Here is a 23100-nt window from a genome sequence, read left to right on the forward strand (position 1 = left end):
TCAATGCCCCGGTATCTCACTTTGTCTTTATTGCGGCAAGAGCCTGCGTCATTGCATCATCGTCAACCCGCACAAAAGCGGCATTTTCCGTATAGATCAGCGCGCAGACAAATTCCTTGCCGGGATAGAGCGGTGCAAGAATTTCGCGATAGATGGCAAGCTGCGCGGTGTGGGAGAAAGGTATCTCGCGTGCCGTGCGCGGCGGAACCCGGTTCGTCTTGTAGTCGACCAGAATAACGCGATCACCATCCACCGCCAGCCGGTCGACGCGACCGGACACGGCATAGTGCTGCCGGCCGATCGTCATCGTGCCCATGATGGAGATTTCCGCGCGGCTGTTGGCGGAAAAGGCCGGTTGCACCGCCGGTTCGGAGATGACCCGCAGAACCGCCCGGATCAAATGCTCGCGTTCGGCCGCAGGCCAGAAACGGGCCGCTCGTTCCGCATAGCGGCGGGCAGCCTCCTCCCGCTCCGCCTCGGCAAAATCCGGCAGTGCCTGCAACATGCGATGCACCAGCCGGCCGCGCTGCAGCGCCAGCGAAGAGACATCGGCTTCCTCGCCGAAAAGCGGCGAACGCACGGCAAGATCATCCGCACCGTCATCGATGATGGTGCCTGCACCGGAGGGGCTGAGCGGCCTTGGCAAGGAGGGCAGGGCAGGCAGGGGAGCAAGCAGCCCGGGCGGAAGAGCATATTCTTCGTCCTGCTGCTTTTCCGGCAACCTTTGCGGAAGAGATGTCGCGCGAGCCTCGGATTTACGCCAGACAAGCCCCTGCCATTCCTCACCATCGGCCGTGAAAAGCTGCGGCTTGCAATGGTCTTCATTGTTGGCAAGCGCCGCCTTGACGATGGCATGCCAGCATTCTGGATTTTCCTTCTGGCCGCGATAGCCGCAGACGACGAGGTGATCGGCGGCGCGCGTCATCGCCACATAAAGCAGCCGTCGATATTCGTCTTCGGCGGCCGTCTTCAGCCGTTCTTCGTCCGAGCGAATGAGGTGGTTTGAAAAGCCGCTGCCGGGCAGCCAGACCGGGAAGGCGTCCTCGCCCGCTTCGACGAAGCGCAGTTTCGGCACATGGCTGTGATTGAAGGCCTTCGAGCCGCCATCGACGACAAAAACCACCGGCGCTTCCAGGCCCTTGGAGGCGTGCACGGTCATGATACGTACTTCGCCACGATCCTTGTCCTGTTCGCGTTTCACCTCCGGTGAATCGGTTTCCAGAACGGAGAGAAAGGCCTGAAGGCCGGGCAAACCGGTCCTTTCGTGGTCCAGCGCAAAGGACAGGAACTCATCCAGAACATCGCTCGCCTCGTTGCCAAGCCGGCCGAGGAATTTTTTGCGCCCGTCATGCAGCGTCAGGACCGCTGCAAAGAAATCATGCACGGTGGCCGTTTTTGAAAGAGCGATAAAACCTTCCAGCTTGGCGGTAACGGTGGAAAGATGGCTATTCTCTTCCTGCGAAAGGATTTGCAGTCGTTTCCAGACGCTCTCCGTTTCCGATCGCATGGCGGCGATGTTGAAAACGTCATCTTCGGTCAGGTTGAAGAGCGGGCTCTTCAACAGTGCGGCGAGCGAAAGATCGTCTTCGGGCAGGACAACGAAATGGCCGAGCGCCAGAAGATCCTGCACGGCAATGTGGTCGGTCAGGCGAAGGCGGTCGGCGCCGGCAACGGGGATGTTCTTGCGTCGTTTCAGCTCGCGCGTCAGCGCATTGACGAAGGCATGGCGTTTTCTGACGAGAACCAGAATATCGCCAGGCTCCACGGCGCGCTCGACGCCCTTTTCGATGATGGTCTCGCTTCCGATCATATAGGCGATGCGCGCGGCGATCCGGCGGGCGACGATAGTAGCCGGCGCGCTTTCCCGCAGCGCATCGAAGGGCGCTGTCCAATCCTCTTCGTCTTCGGCGGTTTCCGGCGCCACCATGTCCCACACCTCCACGGTGCCGGGATGGCCGGCGCGGTTGGATCGGTGTTCCACCGGTTCGTTATCGGCACTGAGGCCACTGGCGTTATTCGGGTCTGAAAAGACCTGATCGACGGCGGCCAGCACATCCTCGGTGGACCGGAAAGAAAGCGGCAGGCGGATGCGGTGAAAGGCCTGCTCGACGGAATCGACGCGCTTTTTAGTTTCTTCGCGCTCCTGCGAAAACCGTTCCGGCCGGGCGCCCTGGAATGAATAGATCGACTGTTTTTCATCGCCCACGGCAAAAAGCGTGCGCCGCCCCAGGCGGGCGCTCTCGCCGGTGAAGAAATCCGCCGCCAGCGACTGGATGATCGACCATTGCACCGGGCTGGTATCCTGCGCCTCGTCAACGAGAATATGGTCGATGCCCTGATCCAGCTTGTAGTGCACCCAAGCGCCCGCCGTATCGCGGTTGAGAAGGTTGGCCGCGCGCTCGATCAGGTCTTCGAAATCGAGTTGGCTACGCTGTTTCTTCAGGTCTTCGAAATCGCCGATCAGCCTTTCGGCCAGCACAAGGGCGCATTTTGTCGCCGCCAGCATCCGCACCAGACGATAACGGTTGCGGCAGGAGACGACATGGTCCCGCGCCAGTGTCAGCGCATCGAGAAGTTCGGGAGCGGATTTCTGCATACTCTTGTTGATGACATAGGCATCCGATTTCTTTTCGCCCTTGGCTGTCAGCAGCGCCGCTTCGATGAATTCCATCCGCCGCACGGGGTCCGACTGTCGTTTTGCCTCCCTGAGCGCATAAGCGACATCGATGACGCGTGATCCACCCACCTCGTCGGCAAGGGTGAGATACGTATCGAGCGCAAGGCCTGAGAGGCCGGGCAGAGGCCAGAAGGCTGCTGCCGCGGTTTCTTCGGTTTCCCCATCTGCGATCTGCATCGCCTGCCGCAACCGCACATCGATGCCGCCCGACTGTTTGGCGTCCAGAAGAAAGGCGCGAAGGGCGCTGCGATTGGCGATGATGGCGGAGAGCAGCGATTCCAGTCCGCTTTCGTCGGCGAGATCAAGCACATAAGCGAGCGATTGCGCGAGCTCCGCGTCCCGCTCCGTCGAAACCGCCGTCAGAAGCGAACGGCGTGCTTCGGCGAGCAGCGTGGTTGCGGCGCGGTCGTCAAGAACGGAGAAATGGCCGGCGACATTGGCTTCCAGCGGGAACTGATGCAGCAGCGCCTCGCAGAAGGCGTGGATCGTCTGGATTTTCAACCCGCCCGGCGTTTCCAGCGCCTTGGCAAACAGCCTGCGCGCTTCGGCAAGCTTGATGCGATCCGGCGCCTTGCCCTCGATGGCGGCGATGCGGTCCTTGAGATCGGAATCCGGCAAAGTAGCCCATTCCGCCAGACGGTCGAAGACGCGGCTGGACATTTCCGACGCCGCGGCCTTGGTATAGGTGAGGCACAAAATCGCCGAGGGTCGGCAGCCGGCCAGAAGCAGGCGGATGACGCGTTGGGTCAGCACGTGGGTCTTGCCTGAGCCGGCATTGGCCGACACCCATGCGGAACTGGCGGGATCGGAGGCAAGCCGCTGCCGGGCGCTGGTCCAGTCGATCCAGCTTTCAGGCGTGTCGGTGGCGGGGCCGGCATCGAAGGGATCAATCGTCATCGCCGTCTCCCGGTTCTGCCGTCGACCATTCCGAAACGCGGGCGAGGTGGTCATATTCCCCGCCATAGGATTGTTGCTCTTCCGGCACGAGCCGCGAGGCGAAGCCGTTTTCGCCGTCACGCAGGGAATGAACGAATTTGGCGAGCTGTTCGATCGATTCCGTCGCGAGCTCAATCGCCGATTTCGGCGGTCTTTTGCCGCTTCGGCTGGAATGTTCGTTATTGACCTGATCGGCAAAAAAACGCTCGCCCGGCCGCAGGCGAACATAGATGAGGTTTTCCGGTGTAGGCGAACCGGCTTCGCGGAAGGCGCCGCGCATCAGTGCGGCCGCCTCCAGCGCAAGCTGCGGATCGAGCAGCGCGCGCGCCTGATTGACGGAAGGCGCAAGCCCCGTCTTGTAGTCGATAATATCCGCCTGACCGTTTGTCTTGATGTCGATGCGGTCGGCGATCCCCGTCAGCCTTATACCCGCCTCGACGATTTCCTGCCCGGCGCGCGCCTCGTAGAAGCTGTGGCGAATGGACGGATGACGTTCTTTTTCCCAGTCGATAAAGGCGCGCGCTACCGCCGCAAAACGCGGTCGCCAGATGACATCCACATGGGGAGGCAGGTTTTCCGCATCGAAACATTCGTCCAGAATGCGCTGCATGGCCGCGAGCGAGGCCGGTGTGCCGGGAATATGTCCCTCACGGGAATAGCGCTCGATAATCGCGTGATAGAGCGTGCCGCGGTCGGCGGCGTTCGGATCGCGATTGAAGGGATCGAGCGGGTCCAGCTTCAGGATGCGTCGCGCATAGATCGAATAGGGATCGCGACGCAGCCGCCCCACTTCGCTGAAGGAATAGCGCGTCGGCTGCAACTCGGCCGGCGGTTTCGGGACAGGGCGCTTTGCCGCTTCCTGATCGATGCTTTCATCCATCAATCCCGCCCAATGGCGATAGGTCTCGCCGCGCTTCCTGAGTTTATCGGCAAAATCCTCGCCGCCCAGCGCCAGAAGACGCTGCAACCAGCGTGAGGCGACAGCGGGCGTTGAGCCCTGCCTCAGCGCGCGGGTGTAAAAAATCTGCCGGGTGCCATTTGCCATCTCGAAATCATGCGCAAGCTGGCCGATGCGTCGTTCCGGCGGCTCCAGTCCGATGGCGGTCTTCATGGTGCGGGACAGGAATGGATTATTCGCCGTCTGCCCCGGCCAGAGTCCTTCATTGAGACCGCCGATGACGACGGTATCGACGCTTTGCAGCCGTGCCTCAAGCGCGCCGAAGATGAAAATGCGCGGATGACGCATCGATCTTGGCTTGATCGATTCACCGGCTACCAGTGCCGCAAAAATATCGATCCATTGCGGTCCATCCGCATCGAGGATTTCGCCGCTTTCCATCAGCTCGCCGAACAGCTCGGAAAGCTTGTCTCCCGCTTCACCGGACCAGAGCGCGGCAAGATCGCTGTTTTCATCCGCGCAGATGGCTTCGATCACGCGGCCCGTCCGCTCCGCCCAAACAGACAGCGGCAATTTATCGGTGAAGGCGCGGCCGGATCGATCTTTGCGGATAAAGGCGGAGCCAAGCGGCTCGGTCGCAATGGCAATCCGCCGTGCCAGGTCGCGCGCGGCCTCCGCGCTTGCCTCCGGCAGCGCCAGCCGCCAGGCAGGCGGGTGCCGGTCATCGCGCTGCGCGAGAAGCTGCGCCTCCAGAACCGCTTCCAGATTGCCGATTTCGGTCTCGACACGGCCTCCGCGCAGCGCGATCAGCTCGAGCGCTTTGGAGGCTTTCGCGAAAGCTCCATCGGAAAGCCCGAAGCGGCTAAGCGGATGTTTCAGAAGGGAAATGATCGGCACCGGGTCGCCGGGCCTCAGGATCGCTTCCAGCGCCAGTTGCGTCAGCCCCGCTTGTGGGGTGGCGGAAAGCGGCGTACCGGCCGAGTCGTCGGCTTCGATGCCGAAGCGCTGCAACTCCGTCGCCACGCGTCGCGCCAGTCCGCGATCTGGGGTTATCAGCGCTGCCTGCGACGGACGCCCAGCGCCGGGCGCTTCAAACGCCAGCCGCAAAGCCACCGCGATGGCCGTTGCCTCCTCGCGCTCATTGGCGGCTTCTATCAGCGTGGCCGTTGCGAAGGCGTCGTCGAAAAAGCCGGGTTGCCTGTCCTCGCGCCAGCGATTCCAGTCGCTGGTGGACTTGGCCGGCGCGAGTGCGGCCGAAAACACGGCTGCGCGCTTTTCCAGATCGCCATCGATGGCGCCGATCTGAACCACGTCGTCGCGCAGGATGCCGAGCTTCTGCAACAGCATATAAAGCCCATATTGCGAGTGGGTGCGGCTCGAAGGATCGGTAGGGTCCTCGGCGATTGCCTCCCATTGCTCCTCCGGCATGGCAAGGTCTAGCCCCGGAAGCACGACGGTGCCCTGGGGCAGGGCCGCAACTGCGGCGATAAGATCGGCTGCGGCAGGAATGGAACCCGTCGACCCGGCGACAATGATCGGTCCCGTATCCGGCAAATTGGCAAGCCGGTTCGCTTCCGCCCGCAGAATGGCGTTGCGATGCCGGCCGGCCGAGGAACGGTTGAGTTCGGCAAGCCGCGCCGGCCAGAAGACACTGGCGATGCGCAGGAAGTCCGCCGTCAGCTGCCACCATTGGGCGTGATCGCCAGTATCGAGATGCTGAAGCGCTTCCCAGTCCTTTTCTTCCGTATCCATTGCATCGATCACCTCGCCAAGCGCACGCGCCAGCCATATGGCGTCTGCGGGGCTGGCGGGGGCGACAAGCGGCGAATCCGAGTGAATTGCCCGGATGGCGTCCGGCAGACTGTTGCGCCAGGCGAGAATGAGACGCGCCAGTTCGATCAGCCGGCCGGTGCCGGAAATCGGCGGCGCCAGATCCATGATTTCAGGATTTTCGATCTCGAAAAAGCCGCTGTCATCATCCGTTTCGCCCAGCGGCCGGATCAGCGGCAGAATGGCGGACCGGCCGCCCAGAAGATCGACGAATTCGGAGCGCAACACACGGGCGGAGCGCCGCGTCGGCACATAGATCGTCACCTTGGCAAGCGACAGCGGATCGGCTGGGTCGTATTTATAGCCGGCTGTCAGTGTCCCGTCACACAGCGTTTCCGCGAGCGTCTTGAGGAACGGCGTTCCTGCAGCGATCGTCAGAACGCGCTTTGCGTGGTGGGTGAGCGTCATGCAGAGCGTTTTTCCCTGAATTGGCGGATGATGCTTTCAGCATCTTCTATCGCATCCGGCGTGCCGACGGTGATCCAGTGGCCATCCAGAGAAAGCCCGAAAAGCCGGTCTCTTTCAATGGCGCGGTCGAAATAGATATTGAGGTTGAAGGCATCCGCCGGCGCATCGTCCAGCAGTCGCGAATCCATGGCGATGGCTCCGGCATAAACCACGGGGTTCGGATCGCCATCGCAATACCGCGTCAGTTTCCCATCGGCGGAGAGGTTGAAATCCCGCTTGCCATTGTGCCCGGTGGTGCGGTCCATGTCGACGCAGAGCAGCGCCATGTCCATTCGGGTCGGGTCGAAGAATTGCGCAAGCTTGCGCAGGTTGCTGACCGCATTCAGCTGCTCGCCAATCCAGAATAGATCGGCATTCATGACGAAGACCGGGCCGGGTTCCAGAAGCTTCAGGCCCTTGGCGAGACCGCCGCCGGAATTCATCAGTTGCGTCCGCTCGTCGGAAATCAGGATTTCGGCGTCGGTGCGTTGCCCAAGATGGGCGACCATCTGTTCCGCGTGGTGGTGCACATTGACGACAATGGTTTCCGCACCGGCTTCGACAAGGGCGTCGAGCGCATAATCGATCATCGGCTTGCCCGCGATCTGGACGAGCGGCTTCGGGATCGTATCCGTGATCGGGCGCATCCGTGTGCCAAGCCCGGCGGCCAGCACCATCGCATTCTTAATCGTCATCGTGGTCAACCGTCTTTCAGTCGTCGAATTCCATGCCCATGCGCAGGCACCAGTCTTTGAGCGGTGCGAGTTCCGGATGCGAAAGCGCTGCACTGAGATAGCGGAACGTCCTCGGCATATGTTTCATATAACCGGGTTTTCCGTCCCGTTCCAACAGCCTCACCCAGATACCGGCGAGCTTGCAGTTGCGTTGCGCCGACATGATGGCGAAAGCCTTGAGGAAAGCAGCCTTATCGAAAGAGGGCGCGTTTCTCCTGCTGTCGAGATAGTGCGAAAGCAGGCGCGCCTGCAATTCGGGTGAGATGGTGACACGGGCGTCCTGCACGATGGAGGCAAGATCGTATGCGCTCGGACCGATCATCGCGTCCTGATAATCGATCAGGCCGACCTGCCGGACGCCGCTGTTTTGCGACTGCCATATAAGGTTGGGTGAATGGAAATCGCGCAGCAGAAGGCCGGTTTCGCAGTCGGCGAGCGCGTCGATCAGCCTGTCCCATAGAGCGTAATAGTCGCTCTTTTCGCTATCGGTGAGGGGCTTGCCGCGTTTATGCGGCAGATACCATTCCGCCAGCAGCGAAACCTCGATCTTCATCGCCTGGCGGTCGAACGGGGGAACCTCATAGGCGCTGCCGTCACCCACCGGCAGCAGGCCGGGTCGCGTGGCCTGATGGAGTGCGGCAAGGCAGGCGACGCTTTGCAGATAGCGATCCTCTATCGGCGTTCCGTCAGGCGCAAGTACCCCATCCCGCCCGAGGTCCTCCAGCAACAGAATACCCTGATCGATATCCGCCGCCAGAATCTCGGGGGCGCAAAGGCCGTTGTTTCGAAGATAATTGCCGATCGCGACGAAGGAGCGGGCGTCCTGGGCAAGATGGGCGATTTCCGCGTAGGTCTTGCCATCCGCAATGATCGCACCCTTGAGGGGGCGGCGCCAATCCATAAGGATAAGGTTCGGGCCGTCAGTGGAAACGGTCTCATAGGCGCGTGTTGAGGCGTCACCGCTCAGAAAGCGCCGGGCCGCGTCGCCCCGGCCATTTTTCGCGAGGAAGCTGCGGATGGCGAAAACCCGTTCAAGTCGTGCTTTTAGCTTTGCCGGAGCCTCGATGGAGGCGAGCCGCCCTTCGCCGGAATGCGTCAGCCGGAGCGTGACGGTCTGCTCCGGCGGCAGAATCTCGGCGGCCATATCCGGCCATTCGATCAGGCAGATGCCATCCTCCAGCATCTCATCGATGCCGAGTTCGTCCAGTTCCGAAACATCCGAAAGTCGGTAGAGATCGAGATGGGCGACTGGAATGCGGGCGGCATAGGTCTGGACGATCGTGAAGGTAGGGCTTGGAACTTCAAGATCCGGCTCGTCCGCCATTGCCCGGATGAAGGCGCGGGCAAGCGTCGATTTGCCGGCACCAAGATCGCCGATGAGTGCGAGACAATCGCCGGGTTTCAAAGCCAGCGCAAGGTCTTCACCGAGCCTGATGGTGTCCTTTTCTCCCGCAAGGGGAATGGTGATCGGCAAGATGTCTTCGCTCATTCTGCGGCGATGGAATGCGGCCGTGTGCCGGAAGGAATGCGGCAGGTGACGATGGTGCCGTTGCCGGGCCGGCTGTCGATGCTGACGGTGCCATGATGCAGGCTGACGAAGCTTTCAACGATGGAAAGGCCAAGCCCCGCACCGGTTCGCCGCCCGCCATTGCCGCGCGTCGCGAAGCGGTCGAACACGCTCTTCAGCATGTCCTCAGGAATGCCCGGACCCTTATCCGCCACCGAGAACACGAAGTCGCCTTCGCTACGTTGGCAGGAAAGCTGCACGGAGGAACCTTCGGGTGCGAAATTGATCGCATTGGTCAGGAGCTTGATGAGAATCTGCTTCAGCCGCTGGTGATCGGCCACCAGACTGCCGAGATGGGCGGGTGCAACGATCTCGAGCGAAATACCGCTCTCCTGCAGCCGGTCCGCGATCTGCACCGAAACATCGTCGAGCAATTCGTTCAGATCGTTTTCCGAATAATTGAGCTGCATGATGCCGGCATCGACGGTGGCGAGATCGAGAATATCGTTGACGATGGTCAGGAGCACCGAGGATGACGTGGAAATATGGTCGAGATATTCCGCCTGCCGTTCCGTCAATTGGCCGATGCCGGGCGTTTTCAGGAGGTCGGTGAAGCCGATGATATTCGTCAGCGGTGAGCGCAGCTCGTAGGAAACATGCTGCACGAAATCGTTCTTCAGCTCGTCGGCCTTCAGAAGCGCGTCGTTCTTTTCTTTCAGCGCCCGCTCGGCCCGCACACTGTCGGTCATGTTGACGAAGGTCAGCATGGTCTGCGCATCCGGCAGCGGAATGATGGCGTAGTCGAGCACTAGGCCGGAAAGCAGTTCCAGCGTGCCCTGCCGCGACGGCCGCTCATCGTCGAAGCTGGTGATGAACTGGCTGAAGGCGCGCCAGCCATCCGGCCTGTCATAGGATTGCGTGCAGGCGGTTTCGATGGCGCGGATATGGGTGCCGGTCTCGGCCTGTTCCGCGGTCACGCCCCAGAGCGCCCGGAATGCCGGGTTGGACAGGCGAATGCGCCCATCGGCGCCGAACACGGCCACACCTTCGGCCAGATGGTCGATGGTTTCGCCCTGCACCTTTACCAGCGTGTTGTAGCGCATCTGCAGATCGACCTGCTCGGTCAGGTTCTCGAAAACCCAGGTTGCGCCGCCCTGCGGATGGGCCGTCGCGATAACCCGAAGCGTCTGGCCGTTCGGCAGGTGCCAGAGATCGGTCTTGGTATCCAGCGAACGGTAGACGGAAAGCGCCGTCTCCTTCCAGTTCTTCCAGTTCAGTTGCTCCGGCAATTTGCCGGCGGTGCGCAGCCTGTCCAGAAGCTCGGAATTGTCAGGGCTGGATTCGAGGAAAACGAGATCGAGACCCCAGAGAGCCGCAAAAGCCTGATTGTAGAATTGCAGCCGCTGCCGGCCGTCGAAAATGGCGACAGGCGTTGCCAGATGATCGAGCGTTTCGGCGTGGCTCTTCAGAACCCGCTTGAGTTCCTCGCCGATGGTCTCGGCCTCGGTGGCATCGATGGCGATGCCGGCAGACCCACCCGCCGTCTTGATGTCGACGACGTCAAAGAAGGTGCGGTTTCCGGAAACCACCGTCGAAATACGGTCGTGATAGGGCGATTCCGGTGTCGCGGCCGCGCGTATCTTCTGCCGGGTAACCGTGTTCAGCAGTTCGCGTTTTTCATGAACGGCCTGTTCGGTGTCACGTGCATCCACCGCCTGTGCATAGGCGTGGTTGACCCAGATGAGGTCACCTTCGCCATTGCGCCGCCAGACGGGCTGCTCGATGGAATCGAGAAGTTCCTGAAAGGTCGAGACGGAAGCGATCAGGCGCTCGCGCTCCACCTGCAATTCAGCGAGTTCGGCGCGCAGATTGTTGAGGGCAATAAACCGCGCAAAGGCGTTTCCGCCGGAAACCCGGCCCTGCACTTCAATGACTTCGCCGCGCTGCGTCTCGATGGTCAGGTCGAAACTCTGGGCATGGCTGCGGAGTTTTTCGATGGATTTTTCAAGCTGGCTTGCGGATGCCGGTTTCAGCCAGCGGCCAAAGGCCAGAAAATCCTGATCCGCCAGCGGCACACCCGTCTCGGCCGGCAGCTGTCCCAGAAATTCGGGCCGTTTGTCTGCGCCGTCCCAGATGACGATGCGGCGGCTCTTGTCGGAAATCAGCGCCTCGTATTTCGCGATCTTGTGGTGGGACTGGGCAAGCGCCTGTCGGTATTCGCTGCTTTCCGCCTCGATATTACCGCGCTGGCGCACAAGCCAGACGACGGAAAACAGCGTTGCCGAAAGCATGCCGACGAAAAGCGAATAGGTGATGGTTTCTCCGGATGAGAACAACCGCGCGCCGGTCTTTGCCACAAGGCCGTCTTGCGCCAGCGCCACGCTTGCGGAGCCGGCCAGAACCGTGCCCGACATCAGGACAGGAAGCCTCGCAAAGCCTGTCTGAACCGCACTGACGACCTGCCGGCAACGCGCAAGAGCCGCGCTCAATGCCACGCCCGCTTGCGTGTTTTCAACGCGTTGAACTGTCTGCTTGCGCAGATCCGAATTTTGAACCGACATCCCCGGTCTGTCTCCGTCCTATGTGCCGCATCTTCGACAAGACATCCCATTTCGTCCCCGCCGCCCTTTGGCGTGTCCGAATCAAGTCTGATGACAATACCGCCTTCATAAATCTGCGAAAAGGGAGCGCGCAAAAAAGATGCCGCACGCTTTGTCAAGCGCACGGCATCTAGATATTGTGTAATTTCAGTGGATATTAACTATGAAATTAATATCTGTAGTGTTCGGCCTTGAACGGACCTTCCTTCGAGATGCCGATATAATCTGCCTGAAGGTCGGAAAGTTCGGTCAGGCGTACGCCGAGCTTCTCGAGATGAAGGCGCGCGACCTTCTCGTCGAGGTGCTTGGGAAGCACGTAAACTTCGTTCTTGTATTCGCCCTGCTTGGTGAAGAGCTCGATCTGGCCCAGCACCTGGTTGGTGAAGGAGGCCGACATGACGAAGGAGGGGTGACCGGTGGCGTTGCCGAGGTTCAGCAGGCGGCCTTCGGACAGAAGAATGATGCGGTTGCCCTTCGGGAACTCGATCATGTCGACCTGCGGCTTGATGTTCGTCCACTTCAGGTTACGCAGCGATGCGACCTGAATCTCGTTGTCGAAGTGGCCGATATTGCCGACGATGGCCATGTCCTTCATCTCGCGCATATGCTCGATGCGGATCACGTCCTTGTTGCCGGTGGTGGTGATGAAGATATCGGCGGAGGAAACCACGTCCTCCAGGCGAACGACCTCGAAACCGTCCATGGCGGCCTGAAGCGCGCAGATCGGATCGATTTCGGTGACTTTCACGCGCGCGCCGGCGCCCTGCAGCGAGGCGGCAGAACCCTTGCCTACGTCGCCGTAACCGCAGACCACGGCAACCTTGCCGGCCATCATCACGTCGGTTGCGCGGCGAATGCCGTCCACCAGCGATTCCTTGCAGCCGTATTTGTTGTCGAACTTCGACTTGGTGACACTGTCATTGACGTTGATCGCCGGGAAGGGCAGCAGGCCCTTCTTGCTGAGATCGTAAAGACGGTGAACGCCGGTCGTCGTTTCTTCCGTGACGCCCTTCAGCGCGTCGCGCTGCTTGGTGAACCAGCCGGGCGAAGCCTTGAGGCGCTTGTTGATCTGCGCGAAGAGGATTTCCTCTTCTTCCGAACCGGGGTTGGAAAGAACGTCCTCACCGGCTTCGGCGCGTGCGCCGAGCAGGATGTACATGGTGGCGTCGCCGCCATCGTCGAGGATCATGTTGGAGAGGCCGCCATCGGCCCACTGGAAGATCCTGTCGGTATATTCCCAATATTCCGTCAGGGTTTCACCCTTGACGGCGAATACCGGAATGCCGGCTGCCGCAATGGCCGCCGCTGCATGATCCTGCGTCGAGAAAATGTTGCAGGATGCCCAGCGGATGTCCGCACCGAGTTCCTTCAGCGTCTCGATGAGAACGCCGGTCTGGATCGTCATGTGAAGCGAACCGGTGATGCGTGCGCCCTTCAGCGGCTTGCTTTCGCCGAATTCCTTGCGGCAGGACATCAGGCCCGGCATTTCGGTTTCGGCGATGTCCAGTTCCTTGCGGCCGAATGCGGCAAGGTTGATATCGGCGACGATGTAGTCCTTCTCAAGGCTCATGAAGTTCTCCAGATCAGAAACGCCGCGCCTTGCGGCCCGGCTCTTAAACGTAGCAGCGGTTTAGCAGGCCACGAACGATCTGGCAATGATGATATAAAGAAGTCTTTATGTCTTTATATGGTGCCGGCTCAGGCTTCTTCGCCGAAGCGGTCGGCGACCAGCGCCTCCAGTGCTTCCAGCGCTTCTTTCGCCTGATTGCCGCTCGCCTCGACATAAACGCTGCAGCCGGGGCTGGCCGCCAGCATCATCAGGCCCATGATGGAGGTGCCACCAACGGTCATGCCATCCTTGGAAACCGTGATCGTCGCGTCAAAACCTTCGACCATCTGCACGAATTTAGCAGAAGCCCGGGCGTGAAGACCGCGTTTATTGATGATCGGTAGTTCCCGGGAGAATGGCGACATGGGCTGACTTCTCACTTGCCGCTCAAAACGCGGCTGGCGACGTTGATATATTTGCGGCCGGCATCGGATGCGTCCTGAAGGGCCTTGTCCATATTATCTTCGCTGCGAACACCGGCAAGCTTGATCAGCATGGGAAGATTGACCCCTGCGATGACTTCGACATTGCCGTTATTCATGACGGAAATCGCGAGATTGGAAGGCGTGCCGCCGAACATGTCCGTCAGGATGATCACGCCATTGCCGTCATTGGCGCGTGCAACGGCGTCGATGATATCCTGCCGGCGCTGATCCATGTCGTCTTCGGGACCGATACAGACCGTCTCGATCAATTTCTGGGGACCGACGACATGCTCCAACGCATGGCGAAACTCCTCAGCCAGCTTGCCATGGGTGACAAGCACTAGTCCGATCATGAAATGCTCCCTTGCACACGCACTCTCATTGCCGACTATCGCAACGCGGCAATCCTGTCCATCGGTGGGATTTCATCTTGATGAGGAAAATGCGAATCGCAAGCCTAAAATCGCCCGAATCATCGTCACTTCACATTCGTTTCAAAAAGATTCTGAGCAAGTGCAGCAAATTTTCCATAGGGCGTAAGACTGGAACGCGGAATGCGCAGAAGTCTGATATGCCCGCCGCAGGGCAGGGAAACCACCTCGTCATCTTCGGGAAGTCTTGGATTTGTCCCTGAAAGAACTGTCGTGACCGCAAAATGTAGTGGAGCGCGCGCAATGCTTTTGACGGAAACAATGCCGCTGCCGCGCAATTCCAGCAGGCCGGCGATTGCTTCCGGCCGCTCGGCAATGATGTTGTCGCCATCGCGATACACGAAAATCTGATCGTCCGCGATCAGCGCCGCCGGCAATCCGCAGCGTTCCGCCTCCGTCAGGAAGCTGAAGGCAAGCTCGCTTTTGCCGCTGCCCGACGGTCCGACGAAAAGGATGCCGGTGTTTTGAACGGTGATGGCGGTGGCGTGCAGGTTGAAGCGTTCAGCGTTCATGGGTTTCGGCCGCCGGCAGCGACAGGGTGAAGCGCGCGCCGGAAATCACGCCATATTTGTCGACCACGTTTTCCGCCCGCAGACTGCCGCCATGGGCTTCCGCGATCTGGCGGCTGATCGAAAGGCCAAGGCCGGAATTCTGTCCGAACCCTTCGCTCGCCGGCCGGTCGGTGTAGAAGCGCTCGAAAATCCGGTCGATATCCTCGGCCTGAATGCCAGGTCCGTTGTCTTCCACCTGCACGATGCAGCGATCCTTGTGACGGGAAAGGCGCACGGTGATGCGACCGCTTTCCTCGGCAACGAAGGAGCGCGCATTCTCGATGAGGTTGGTGACGATCTGGCCGATACGCAGGTCGTGGCCATTCACCACGAAGGAGGTTTTCGCACCCGCCTTCCGGTCGACAACATAGTCGATCGTCACGCTTTTCTTCTTGGTGCTTATCTGGCGGGATATGTCCACCAGACCCTTCATCAGCACGTCGAGATCGAGCGGCGAGGCGTCGGCGCGTGCCAGTTCGGCGTCGAGTCGCGAGGCATCCGAAATGTCGCTGATCAGGCGGTCGAGGCGGCGCACATCGTGGAAGATGATTTCGGTCAGGCGCTGTTTCGACTCTTCGGTCTTGGCGCGCGGCAGGGTTTCCACGGCGCTGCGCAGCGAGGTCAGCGGGTTCTTGAGCTCATGGCTGACATCGGCGGCGAAGCTTTCGATGGCGTCGATACGGTCGTAAAGCGCCGTCGTCATTTCACGCAGCGCAATCGAAAGATTGCCGATCTCATCCTGACGCGCCGAGAAATCCGGTATTTCCTCGCGGGTTCTCGCCCCGCGGCGCACGCGGATTGCGGCAGCGGAAAGCCGTCGCAGCGGCGTGGCGATGGTCGAGGACAGGAGCAGCGACAGCACGATATTGACCAGCGTGGCGATGCCGAAGACGCGCATGATGGCAAGGCGCTCCGCATGCACGATCTTGTCGATATCGCCCGCCTGCGTGGACAGCAGCAGAACGCCGAGCACGGCCCGGAAGCGCTGCACCGGCACGGCGACCGAAACGATCAGCTCGCCCTTTTCGGTGACGCGCACCACCGCGCCGCGCACACCCGTCAGCGCATTCATCACTTCCGGATAGATCGAGCCGTCGCCGCCCGGCGCTTCCTTGTATTGCGGCAGGCTGCTCGGCTGCAGCATGCGGTTGAACATGCTGGTGAACCAGTCGCCCCAAGTCTGGGTTTCCGGCGTCACCGGCGGCAGATCGAAGCGCAGCACCTGGCCGCGCGAATAAAGATGGCGGGAATCGAGCAGCAGGTTGGCGTCGGCATCGAACAGCCGCGCGCGGGTACGCGTCGGCGAAATCAGCCGCCGCAGCACCGGCGCCACCCGTTCCGGATTGATCGGGAAACTCAAGTCCTCGTCATTGGGGGCAGGGGTGATGCTTTGCCCCGCCTGCAATTCGAGCAGCTTTTCCGGATTGATGTAATCGAATTGGTATCGACCGAGGCGGAAGCGGAGACAGCGCCGGCGATGATCTCGCCCTGCGTCAGCAGGCTTTCCACGCGCGCGTCGATCAGCCCTTCACGGAACTGGTTGAGATAAAGGATGCCTCCGACCAGAACCACCGTCGCCGCGACGTTGAAAAAAAGGATGCGGCGCGTGAGGCTGGAAAACACCGCATTGCCGAAAATGCGCCGGATGATCGTCAGCGGATGGATACGATGGCGGCGTTCGCTGCCGCGTTCTTCGGCATCGTCGCTGTCCGAGACGGTTTCCGGCGTTTTCTTCAACACGTATTCAAGTCCTCACCACCCCCATATCGGGTGGTCCCTTCTGCGCGAGTCGGCTTCTTCAAGCCGCTTCGCGGAAGCGATATCCTACGCCATAAAGCGTTTCAATCATATCGAAGTCGCCATCGACCAGTTTGAACTTCTTGCGAAGGCGCTTGATGTGGCTGTCGATGGTGCGGTCGTCCACATAGACCTGTTCGTCATAGGCGGCATCCATCAGCGCGTCGCGGCTTTTCACCACGCCCGGCCGCTGCGCCAGCGAATGCAGGATGAGGAATTCGGTGACCGTCAACGTCACCGGCTCACCCTTCCAGGTGCAGGTGTGGCGTTCCTGGTCCATGGCGAGCTGCCCGCGCTCCAGCGTGCGCGCCTGCTGATCGGCGGTCGGCTTCAGCACGCTGCCGGTTGCGGCGGACGCCTCACGGCTGCTGGCGCGGCGCAGGATGGCCTTGACGCGTTCCACCAGAAGGCGCTGCGAGAAGGGTTTCGTGATGAAGTCGTCCGCACCCATCTTCAGACCGAACAATTCGTCGATCTCTTCATCCTTGGAGGTGAGGAAGATCACCGGCAGGTCCGACTTCTGGCGAAGACGCCGCAAAAGCTCCATGCCGTCCATGCGTGGCATCTTAATATCGAAAATGGCGAGCTGCGGCGGACGGGCGATCAACCCGTCAAGCGCGGAAGCGCCGTCCGTATACGTTTCGACCCGGTAGCCTTCGGCTTCGAGCGCGATCGATACCGAAGTCAGAATATTCCGGTCGTCGTCGACAAGCGCGATCGTCTGCATGTAGTTGGTCTCCATCGTCATTTTCTCGTAACTCCCGACATTCACCCAGCCAAGGTTGTGCGCCGCGAGCCACTCTCTTGAGTATAAAGGTGGAACAAATTGTGGCAAAGGAAAACTCGCTCCGAAATCGCCGCTCAGGCGGGAGCGGATTTTGCGAAAAGGCCGCAGCTGGATTTTAATGCGTCTTCAACCGATTTAAAAAGAAATAAAATCTTTTAAATCGATTAATATATTGAAATTGCTAAGTTTTTTAAAGTGCGGCTCTTGCGTTTCTAAAAGCTGCCACGTATTTTCCGAGGAAATTTCAACGTCCTTATCGTCATTAACAAGGAACGCGTCATGAACGAGCTTGGGGTTCATAATCCTGCCAATGGAGTTGCGGAACTCGGACTGGGCGAGGCCTCCCGCGTCTTTTATAACCTCAATGAGAGCGAATTATACGAAGAAGCGATCCGCAACGGCGAGGCTGAACTGACCGTCGATGGTGCGCTTCGAGCCGTCACCGGCCAGCATACGGGCCGTTCTCCGAAGGACAAATTCGTCGTTCGCGACGCCGCGACCGAGAACACCATCTGGTGGGACAACAACAAGCCGCTGTCGCCGGAAAATTTCGAGCTGCTGCGGCAGGACATGCTGGCCCACGCCGCCGGAAAGACGCTTTATGTGCAGGACCTGATCGGCGGCGCCGATGAGGAAAATGCGCTGCCGACACGCGTCGTCACCGAGCTTGCCTGGCATTCGCTGTTCATCCGCAATCTGCTGATCCGCCCGAAGCGGGAGAAGCTTTCGGGCTTCAAACAGAAGCTCACCATCATCAATCTGCCGAGCTTCAAGGCCGATCCGGCGCGTCACGGCGTGCGTACGGAAACCGTCATCGCCTGCGATCTCACCAATGGTCTCATCCTGATCGGCGGCACCTCCTATGCCGGCGAAAACAAGAAGTCCGTCTTCACGGCCCTGAATTATCTCCTGCCGGCCAAGGGTGTCATGCCGATGCATTGCTCGGCCAATGTCGGTCCTGAGGGTGATTCCGCCGTGTTCTTCGGCCTTTCCGGCACCGGCAAGACCACGCTGTCGGCCGATCCGTCGCGCACGCTGATCGGCGATGACGAGCATGGCTGGGGCGAGCACGGCATCTTCAACTTCGAAGGCGGCTGCTACGCCAAGGCAATCAAGCTTTCGGCTGAAGCCGAGCCGGAAATCTACGCCGCGACCCGCCGTTTCGGCACGGTTCTTGAGAACGTCGTGCTGGACGAAAACCGCGTTCCGGATTTCAATGACAACTCGCTGACGGAAAACACCCGCAGCGCCTATCCGCTGCACTTCATTCCGAATGCATCGGAAACGGGCATTGCAGGCCATCCGAAGACGATCATCATGCTGACGGCGGATGCCTTCGGCGTGCTGCCGCCGATTGCCCGGCTGACGCCGGAGCAGGCCATGTACCACTTTCTCTCCGGTTACACCGCAAAGGTCGCCGGCACGGAAAAGGGCGTGACCGAGCCGGAAGCCACCTTCTCCACCTGCTTCGGCGCACCCTTCATGCCGCGCCACCCGGCGGAATACGGCAACCTGCTGCGTGAGCTGATCGGCAAGCATGGCGTCGATTGCTGGCTGGTCAATACCGGCTGGACCGGCGGTGCTTACGGCGTCGGCAAGCGCATGCCCATCAAGGCGACCCGTGCGCTTCTGACCGCCGCATTGACTGGCGACCTGAAGAATGCGGAATTCCGCACCGATGCGAATTTCGGTTTCGCCGTGCCGCTGTCGCTGGATGGCGTCGACAGCGCGATCCTCGATCCGCGTTCGACCTGGGCCGATGGCGCAGCCTATGACGCGCAGGCAAAGAAGCTGGTGTCGATGTTCGTCACGAATTTCACCAAGTTCGAAGACCACGTCGACAGCAAGGTTCGCGACGCAGCGCCGGGCCTCTTGCTCGCGGCTGAATGAATGAAGCCTCATTTATGAGGAGGAGGGGACCCGGCCTTGTGCCGGGTTCTTTCGTTTGGCCTGCTGTTTCCATTCCTGCCGATCTATGGCATCACCGGCGCGGAGAAAGATCATGGCCAGCGACCCGCTTTACATCAGCAACCGTATCACCATCGCCGGCTGGGAGCTGACGGAGCAATTCGTGCTGGCCGGCGGGCCGGGCGGCCAGAACGTCAATAAGGTCTCGACGGCGGTTCAGCTGTTTTTCGATATTGCCAATTCGCCCTCCCTTCCGGATCGGGTGAAGACCAATGCACTGCGTCTGGGTGGCAGGCGCGTGTCGAAAGACGGCGTGCTGATGATAGAGGCGAGCCGATTTCGCAGCCAGGAGCGCAATCGCGAAGACGCGCGCGAAAGGCTGAAGGAACTGATCCTCGAAGCCGCCGCGCCGCCGCCGCCGGTGCGCAAGGCCACCAAGCCCACCAAGGGATCGGTCGAGCGCCGACTCAAGGCGAAGTCCGGTCGCTCCGATATCAAGAAAATGCGCGGCAAGCCCTCGGGCGAATAAGCGACGGTGAGGCGGCGAATGTTTCGCCCTTGTCATAGAGCTTCAAATATCGTCTGGTAAGCCTCCCTACAACCAAGGAGGGTGCTATGGGTCTGTTCAATTTCATCAAGGAAGCGGGAAAGAAGCTCGGTATCGGCGGCGATGATGCCCCCGATGTCGAAGCGGTCAAGAAGGAACTCGCTTCCCACGATCTCGGCACGGACAAGGTTCAGGTCGAGGTGGTGGACGACAAGGTCGTTCTGAAGGGCGAAGTGGCCGATCAGTCGGTTTTCGAAAAAGCGGTCATCGCGGTCGGCAATACGCTCGGCATTTCCAAGGTCGAGGCCGGCGAGCTGAAAGTGACTGAGGCGCCGGCGAAGGAACCTGTCTTCTACACGGTCAAGAAGGGCGACAATCTCTGGAAGATTGCGGAAGCCCAGTACGGCAAGGCCAATGGCGCGAAGAACAACATCATCTTCGAAGCCAACAAGCCGATGCTGACGCATCCTGACAAGATTTATCCCGGTCAGGTTCTGCGTATTCCTGACCTTGCATAATAACGGGTTTTAACCGCCGAAGGTGCCGCCACGCGCGGCATCTTCACAGCTTGCGAAGCGCTACCGTATCGATCAGGTGGTTCTTGCCCTTGCGAAGGATAAGATCGGCGCGCGGGCGCGTCGGCACGATGTTCTGCCGCAGGTTCTTCAGGTTGATGTTTTGCCAGAGACCTTCGGCAATGCTCAGCGCCGCCTCTTCGCTGATCGAGGCATAACGGTTGAAGAACGAATTGGGATCGCGGAAGGCGGTTTTTCTCAGATTCATGAACCGGTTCACATACCAGTTGTGAATGAGGCCCTCGTCAGCATCGATATAGATCGAGAAATCGAAGAAGTCGGAAACGATCGGCACGATCCGCCCGCCCGCCGGCAGGTCGCGCGATTGCAGCACGTTGATGCCTTCGAAGATGAGAATATCCGGCTGGTCGATGACAGTGAATTCGTTCGGCAGAACGTCATAGGTCAGGTGCGAATAACGCGGCGCTTTCACATTCGGCTGGCCCGCCTTGATCGCCGACAGGAAACGCAGGAGCGCGCCGATATCGTAGCTTTCGGGAAAGCCCTTGCGCTCCATCAGGTTCTCGCGCCGTAGAACCTCATTCGGATAAAGAAATCCGTCTGTCGTGATGAGATCGACCTTGGGGCTGGAGGGCCAACGGGCCAGAAGCTCCTTCAGGATACGCGCCGTCGTCGATTTTCCAACCGCCACGGAACCGGCAATACCGATAACAAAAGGCGTCTTGTTGACATCCGCCATGTTGAGAAAACGGTTGCGCTGTTCGAACAGCAGCTGCGATGCCTCCACATGCGATGACAGGAGGCGCGACAATGACAGGTAAATGCGCCGCACCTCGTCCAGATCGATCGGGTCGTCCAGCGAGCGCAGACGTTTGACCTCGTCGGCGGAAAGCGTCAGCGGCGTATCGGCGCGAAACTTCGACCATTCTTCCGAACTGAAGAAGTGATAGGGCGAATATTCATCCGGTCGGAAATGATCGAGTGTGCTCGGCATGCCTCTCTCCCCGCTGCCTGCCTCGACATTCATGATGTCGGCCTCGCCGCTTTTTCCGCAAGGCCAGTCTGCCCCGTACGGCGCTCCAGCTCGGCAAAAACGTCGTCCAACGGAATGTCTGCGATCTTCAGCACCACCAGCAGATGGTAAAGCAGATCGGCCGCCTCGTTCTTCAGCCCGTCGCGGTCCTTCGCGATAGCGGCGATAACGGCTTCGACCGCCTCTTCGCCCAGTTTTTTCGCCGCACGCTCCTGGCCGGCAGCAACCAGCTTGGCCGTCCAGGATTCGTCAGGAGAGGCAGCGGCACGAGTCGCGACGATGCGTTCCAGATCGGAAAGGGAAAATGCGCTCATGGGAAGCTCCTGCAATCAGTCGAGACGCATGGCGATGCCGTGCTCTGCCATGTAGTTCTTGGCTTGCCCGATCGAATAGGTGCCGAAGTGGAAGATGGAGGCAGCGAGCACCGCAGTTGCGTGGCCATCGCGCACGCCCGCCACCAGATCGTCCAGCGTGCCGACGCCGCCTGAGGCGATGACGGGCACGCGAACCTGATCGGCAATGCTGCGCGTCAGGCCGATATCGTATCCGCTCTTGGTGCCATCGCGATCCATCGAGGTGACAAGCAATTCACCGGCGCCGCGTTCGACCATCTTGATGGCGAATTTCACGGCGTCGATACCCGTCGGCTGGCGTCCGCCATGGGTGAATATTTCCCAGCGGCCTTCTTCTCCGTCCTTCGAAACCCGCTTGGCGTCGATGGAAACGACGATGCACTGGTTGCCGAACTTGTCGGCCGCCTGCGCCACGAAATCCGGATCCTTGACGGCTGCGGAATTGATCGAGACCTTGTCCGCACCGCAAAGGAGCAGCTTGCGAATATCCGCGACGCTGCGAACCCCGCCGCCGACGGTCAGAGGCATGAAGCAATGATCGGCGGTACGCGAGACGACATCGAAGATCGTGTCGCGATTATCCGAAGAGGCGGTAATGTCGAGAAAGCAGAGTTCGTCCGCTCCCGCCGCATCATAGGCTTTCGCTGCCTCGACCGGGTCGCCGGCATCGATCAGGTCGACGAAGTTCACGCCTTTGACGACACGGCCGTCCTTGACATCGAGGCAGGGAATAACGCGGGCTTTGAGGGTCATGCGTTTACTTCCTTTGCAGCCTTGATAAGGGCAAGCGCCTCGGCAGGATCGATGCGGCCGTCGTAAAGCGCGCGGCCGGAAATCGCGCCCTCGAGCTTTGACGCATCCGGCTGCAACATGCGCTTGATGTCGTCGATGGAGGCGAGACCGCCCGAGGCGATGACCGGGATGGAAACGGCATTAGCCAGTTCCAGCGTCGAAGCCCAGTTGATGCCGGCCAGAATGCCGTCGCGATCGATATCGGTGTAGATGATGGCCGCGACACCGGCACCTTCGAAACGTTTGGCCAGTTCGATGACGCCGAGTTCGGACGCTTCCGCCCAGCCTTCAACAGCGACCTTGCCGCCCTTGGCATCGATGCCGACGGCGACTTGACCGGGGAAACGCTTGCAGGCTTCGATGACCAGAACCGGGTCGCGCACCGCCACGGTGCCGAGAATGACGCGGGCAAGCCCACGGCTCAGCCACGCTTCGATATGATCGAGCGTGCGGATGCCGCCGCCAAGCTGCACCGGGTTTTTCGTCGTTTTCAGAATGGCGTCGACTGCCTCACCATTGACTGTCTGGCCGGCAAAGGCGCCGTTGAGATCGACGACATGCAGCCATTCGAAACCCTGATCCTCGAAGGCCTTGGCCTGTGCGCCGGGGTCCTCGTTGTAAACGGTGGCCTGGTCCATATCGCCGAGTTTCAGGCGAACGCACTGGCCGTCTTTAAGGTCGATTGCAGGAAAAAGAATCATG

Annotated in this window: 17 protein-coding genes and 1 pseudogene; 3 read left to right on the forward strand and 15 right to left on the reverse strand. The window is 60.2% G+C overall.

The window, feature by feature from the left end; translation table 11 throughout:
* Positions 1 to 16: 16 nt before the first annotated feature.
* From addA to chvI, 11 genes and pseudogenes are all read right to left on the reverse strand, one after another.
* Positions 17 to 3574: a double-strand break repair helicase AddA gene (gene addA / locus L904_RS21805; protein ID WP_035264121.1), complete on the reverse strand. Its 3558-nt coding sequence runs from the start codon at positions 3572 to 3574 to the stop codon at positions 17 to 19.
* Complete coding sequence (gene addB / locus L904_RS21810) at positions 3564 to 6749, reverse strand: double-strand break repair protein AddB (RefSeq protein ID WP_035264119.1); 3186 nt, start codon at positions 6747 to 6749, stop codon at positions 3564 to 3566. The genes addA and addB overlap by 11 nt, the downstream gene beginning before the upstream one ends.
* Positions 6746 to 7483, reverse strand: coding sequence for a nucleotidyltransferase family protein (locus L904_RS21815; RefSeq protein WP_035264127.1), 738 nt, complete (start codon positions 7481 to 7483; stop codon positions 6746 to 6748). Before L904_RS21815 ends, addB begins: the two co-directional genes overlap by 4 nt.
* Before the next feature lie 16 nt (positions 7484 to 7499).
* On the reverse strand, positions 7500 to 9011 hold the full coding sequence (tsaE, locus tag L904_RS21820) for a tRNA (adenosine(37)-N6)-threonylcarbamoyltransferase complex ATPase subunit type 1 TsaE (RefSeq protein ID WP_035264118.1): 1512 nt from the start codon (positions 9009 to 9011) through the stop codon (positions 7500 to 7502).
* Positions 9008 to 11590 (reverse strand): PAS domain-containing sensor histidine kinase, encoded by a 2583-nt coding sequence (locus L904_RS21825; RefSeq protein ID WP_035264117.1) that lies wholly within the window; start codon positions 11588 to 11590, stop codon positions 9008 to 9010. The genes tsaE and L904_RS21825 overlap by 4 nt, the downstream gene beginning before the upstream one ends.
* Positions 11591 to 11798: 208 nt before the next feature.
* Positions 11799 to 13199, reverse strand: coding sequence for an adenosylhomocysteinase (ahcY, locus tag L904_RS21830; protein ID WP_035264116.1), 1401 nt, complete (start codon positions 13197 to 13199; stop codon positions 11799 to 11801).
* Between the two features lie 128 nt (positions 13200 to 13327).
* Positions 13328 to 13603: an HPr family phosphocarrier protein gene (locus tag L904_RS21835; RefSeq protein WP_003521181.1), complete on the reverse strand. Its 276-nt coding sequence runs from the start codon at positions 13601 to 13603 to the stop codon at positions 13328 to 13330.
* Between the two features lie 11 nt (positions 13604 to 13614).
* On the reverse strand, positions 13615 to 14016 hold the full coding sequence (locus L904_RS21840; RefSeq protein WP_003505374.1) for a PTS sugar transporter subunit IIA: 402 nt from the start codon (positions 14014 to 14016) through the stop codon (positions 13615 to 13617).
* 125 nt (positions 14017 to 14141) lie between these two features.
* Complete coding sequence (locus tag L904_RS21845; protein ID WP_035264115.1) at positions 14142 to 14606, reverse strand: HPr kinase/phosphorylase; 465 nt, start codon at positions 14604 to 14606, stop codon at positions 14142 to 14144.
* Positions 14596 to 16385, reverse strand: a pseudogene (gene chvG / locus L904_RS21850) (two-component system sensor histidine kinase ChvG). The gene L904_RS21845 and the pseudogene chvG overlap by 11 nt, the downstream one beginning before the upstream one ends.
* 58 nt (positions 16386 to 16443) lie before the next feature.
* Positions 16444 to 17169 (reverse strand): two-component system response regulator ChvI, encoded by a 726-nt coding sequence (gene chvI / locus L904_RS21855; RefSeq protein ID WP_003505377.1) that lies wholly within the window; start codon positions 17167 to 17169, stop codon positions 16444 to 16446.
* A gap of 339 nt (positions 17170 to 17508) precedes the next feature.
* On the opposite strand from chvI, the gene L904_RS21860 reads away from it, so the two are divergent.
* The 3 genes from L904_RS21860 to lysM all read left to right on the forward strand — a co-directional run bounded on the left by L904_RS21860 (position 17509) and on the right by lysM (position 20202).
* Positions 17509 to 19119: a phosphoenolpyruvate carboxykinase gene (locus L904_RS21860; RefSeq protein WP_020808711.1), complete on the forward strand. Its 1611-nt coding sequence runs from the start codon at positions 17509 to 17511 to the stop codon at positions 19117 to 19119.
* Between the two features lie 112 nt (positions 19120 to 19231).
* Positions 19232 to 19666: an alternative ribosome rescue aminoacyl-tRNA hydrolase ArfB gene (gene arfB, locus L904_RS21865; protein ID WP_020808712.1), complete on the forward strand. Its 435-nt coding sequence runs from the start codon at positions 19232 to 19234 to the stop codon at positions 19664 to 19666.
* An 86-nt stretch (positions 19667 to 19752) separates the two neighbouring features.
* Positions 19753 to 20202: a peptidoglycan-binding protein LysM gene (gene lysM, locus L904_RS21870; RefSeq protein WP_020808713.1), complete on the forward strand. Its 450-nt coding sequence runs from the start codon at positions 19753 to 19755 to the stop codon at positions 20200 to 20202.
* A 43-nt stretch (positions 20203 to 20245) separates the two neighbouring features.
* Here lysM and coaA read toward each other — a convergent pair whose 3' ends face one another.
* From coaA to hisA, 4 genes are read right to left on the reverse strand one after another with little or no spacing between them, the layout of a single operon-like run.
* Complete coding sequence (gene coaA, locus L904_RS21875) at positions 20246 to 21247, reverse strand: type I pantothenate kinase (protein WP_020808714.1); 1002 nt, start codon at positions 21245 to 21247, stop codon at positions 20246 to 20248.
* A complete protein-coding gene (locus L904_RS21880; protein ID WP_020808715.1) occupies positions 21244 to 21567 on the reverse strand; it encodes a phosphoribosyl-ATP diphosphatase in 324 nt (107 codons plus the stop codon). The genes coaA and L904_RS21880 overlap by 4 nt, the downstream gene beginning before the upstream one ends.
* Positions 21568 to 21582: 15 nt before the next feature.
* Positions 21583 to 22359, reverse strand: a complete 777-nt coding sequence (gene hisF, locus L904_RS21885) for an imidazole glycerol phosphate synthase subunit HisF (protein WP_020808716.1) — start codon at positions 22357 to 22359, stop codon at positions 21583 to 21585.
* Positions 22356 to 23099, reverse strand: a complete 744-nt coding sequence (gene hisA / locus L904_RS21890; protein ID WP_020808717.1) for a 1-(5-phosphoribosyl)-5-[(5-phosphoribosylamino)methylideneamino]imidazole-4-carboxamide isomerase — start codon at positions 23097 to 23099, stop codon at positions 22356 to 22358. Before hisA ends, hisF begins: the two co-directional genes overlap by 4 nt.
* Position 23100: the final 1 nt, after the last annotated feature.

Origin of the sequence: Agrobacterium sp. LY4 (assembly GCF_001526585.1) — a bacterium.
Lineage (GTDB): Bacteria > Pseudomonadota > Alphaproteobacteria > Rhizobiales > Rhizobiaceae > Agrobacterium > Agrobacterium leguminum.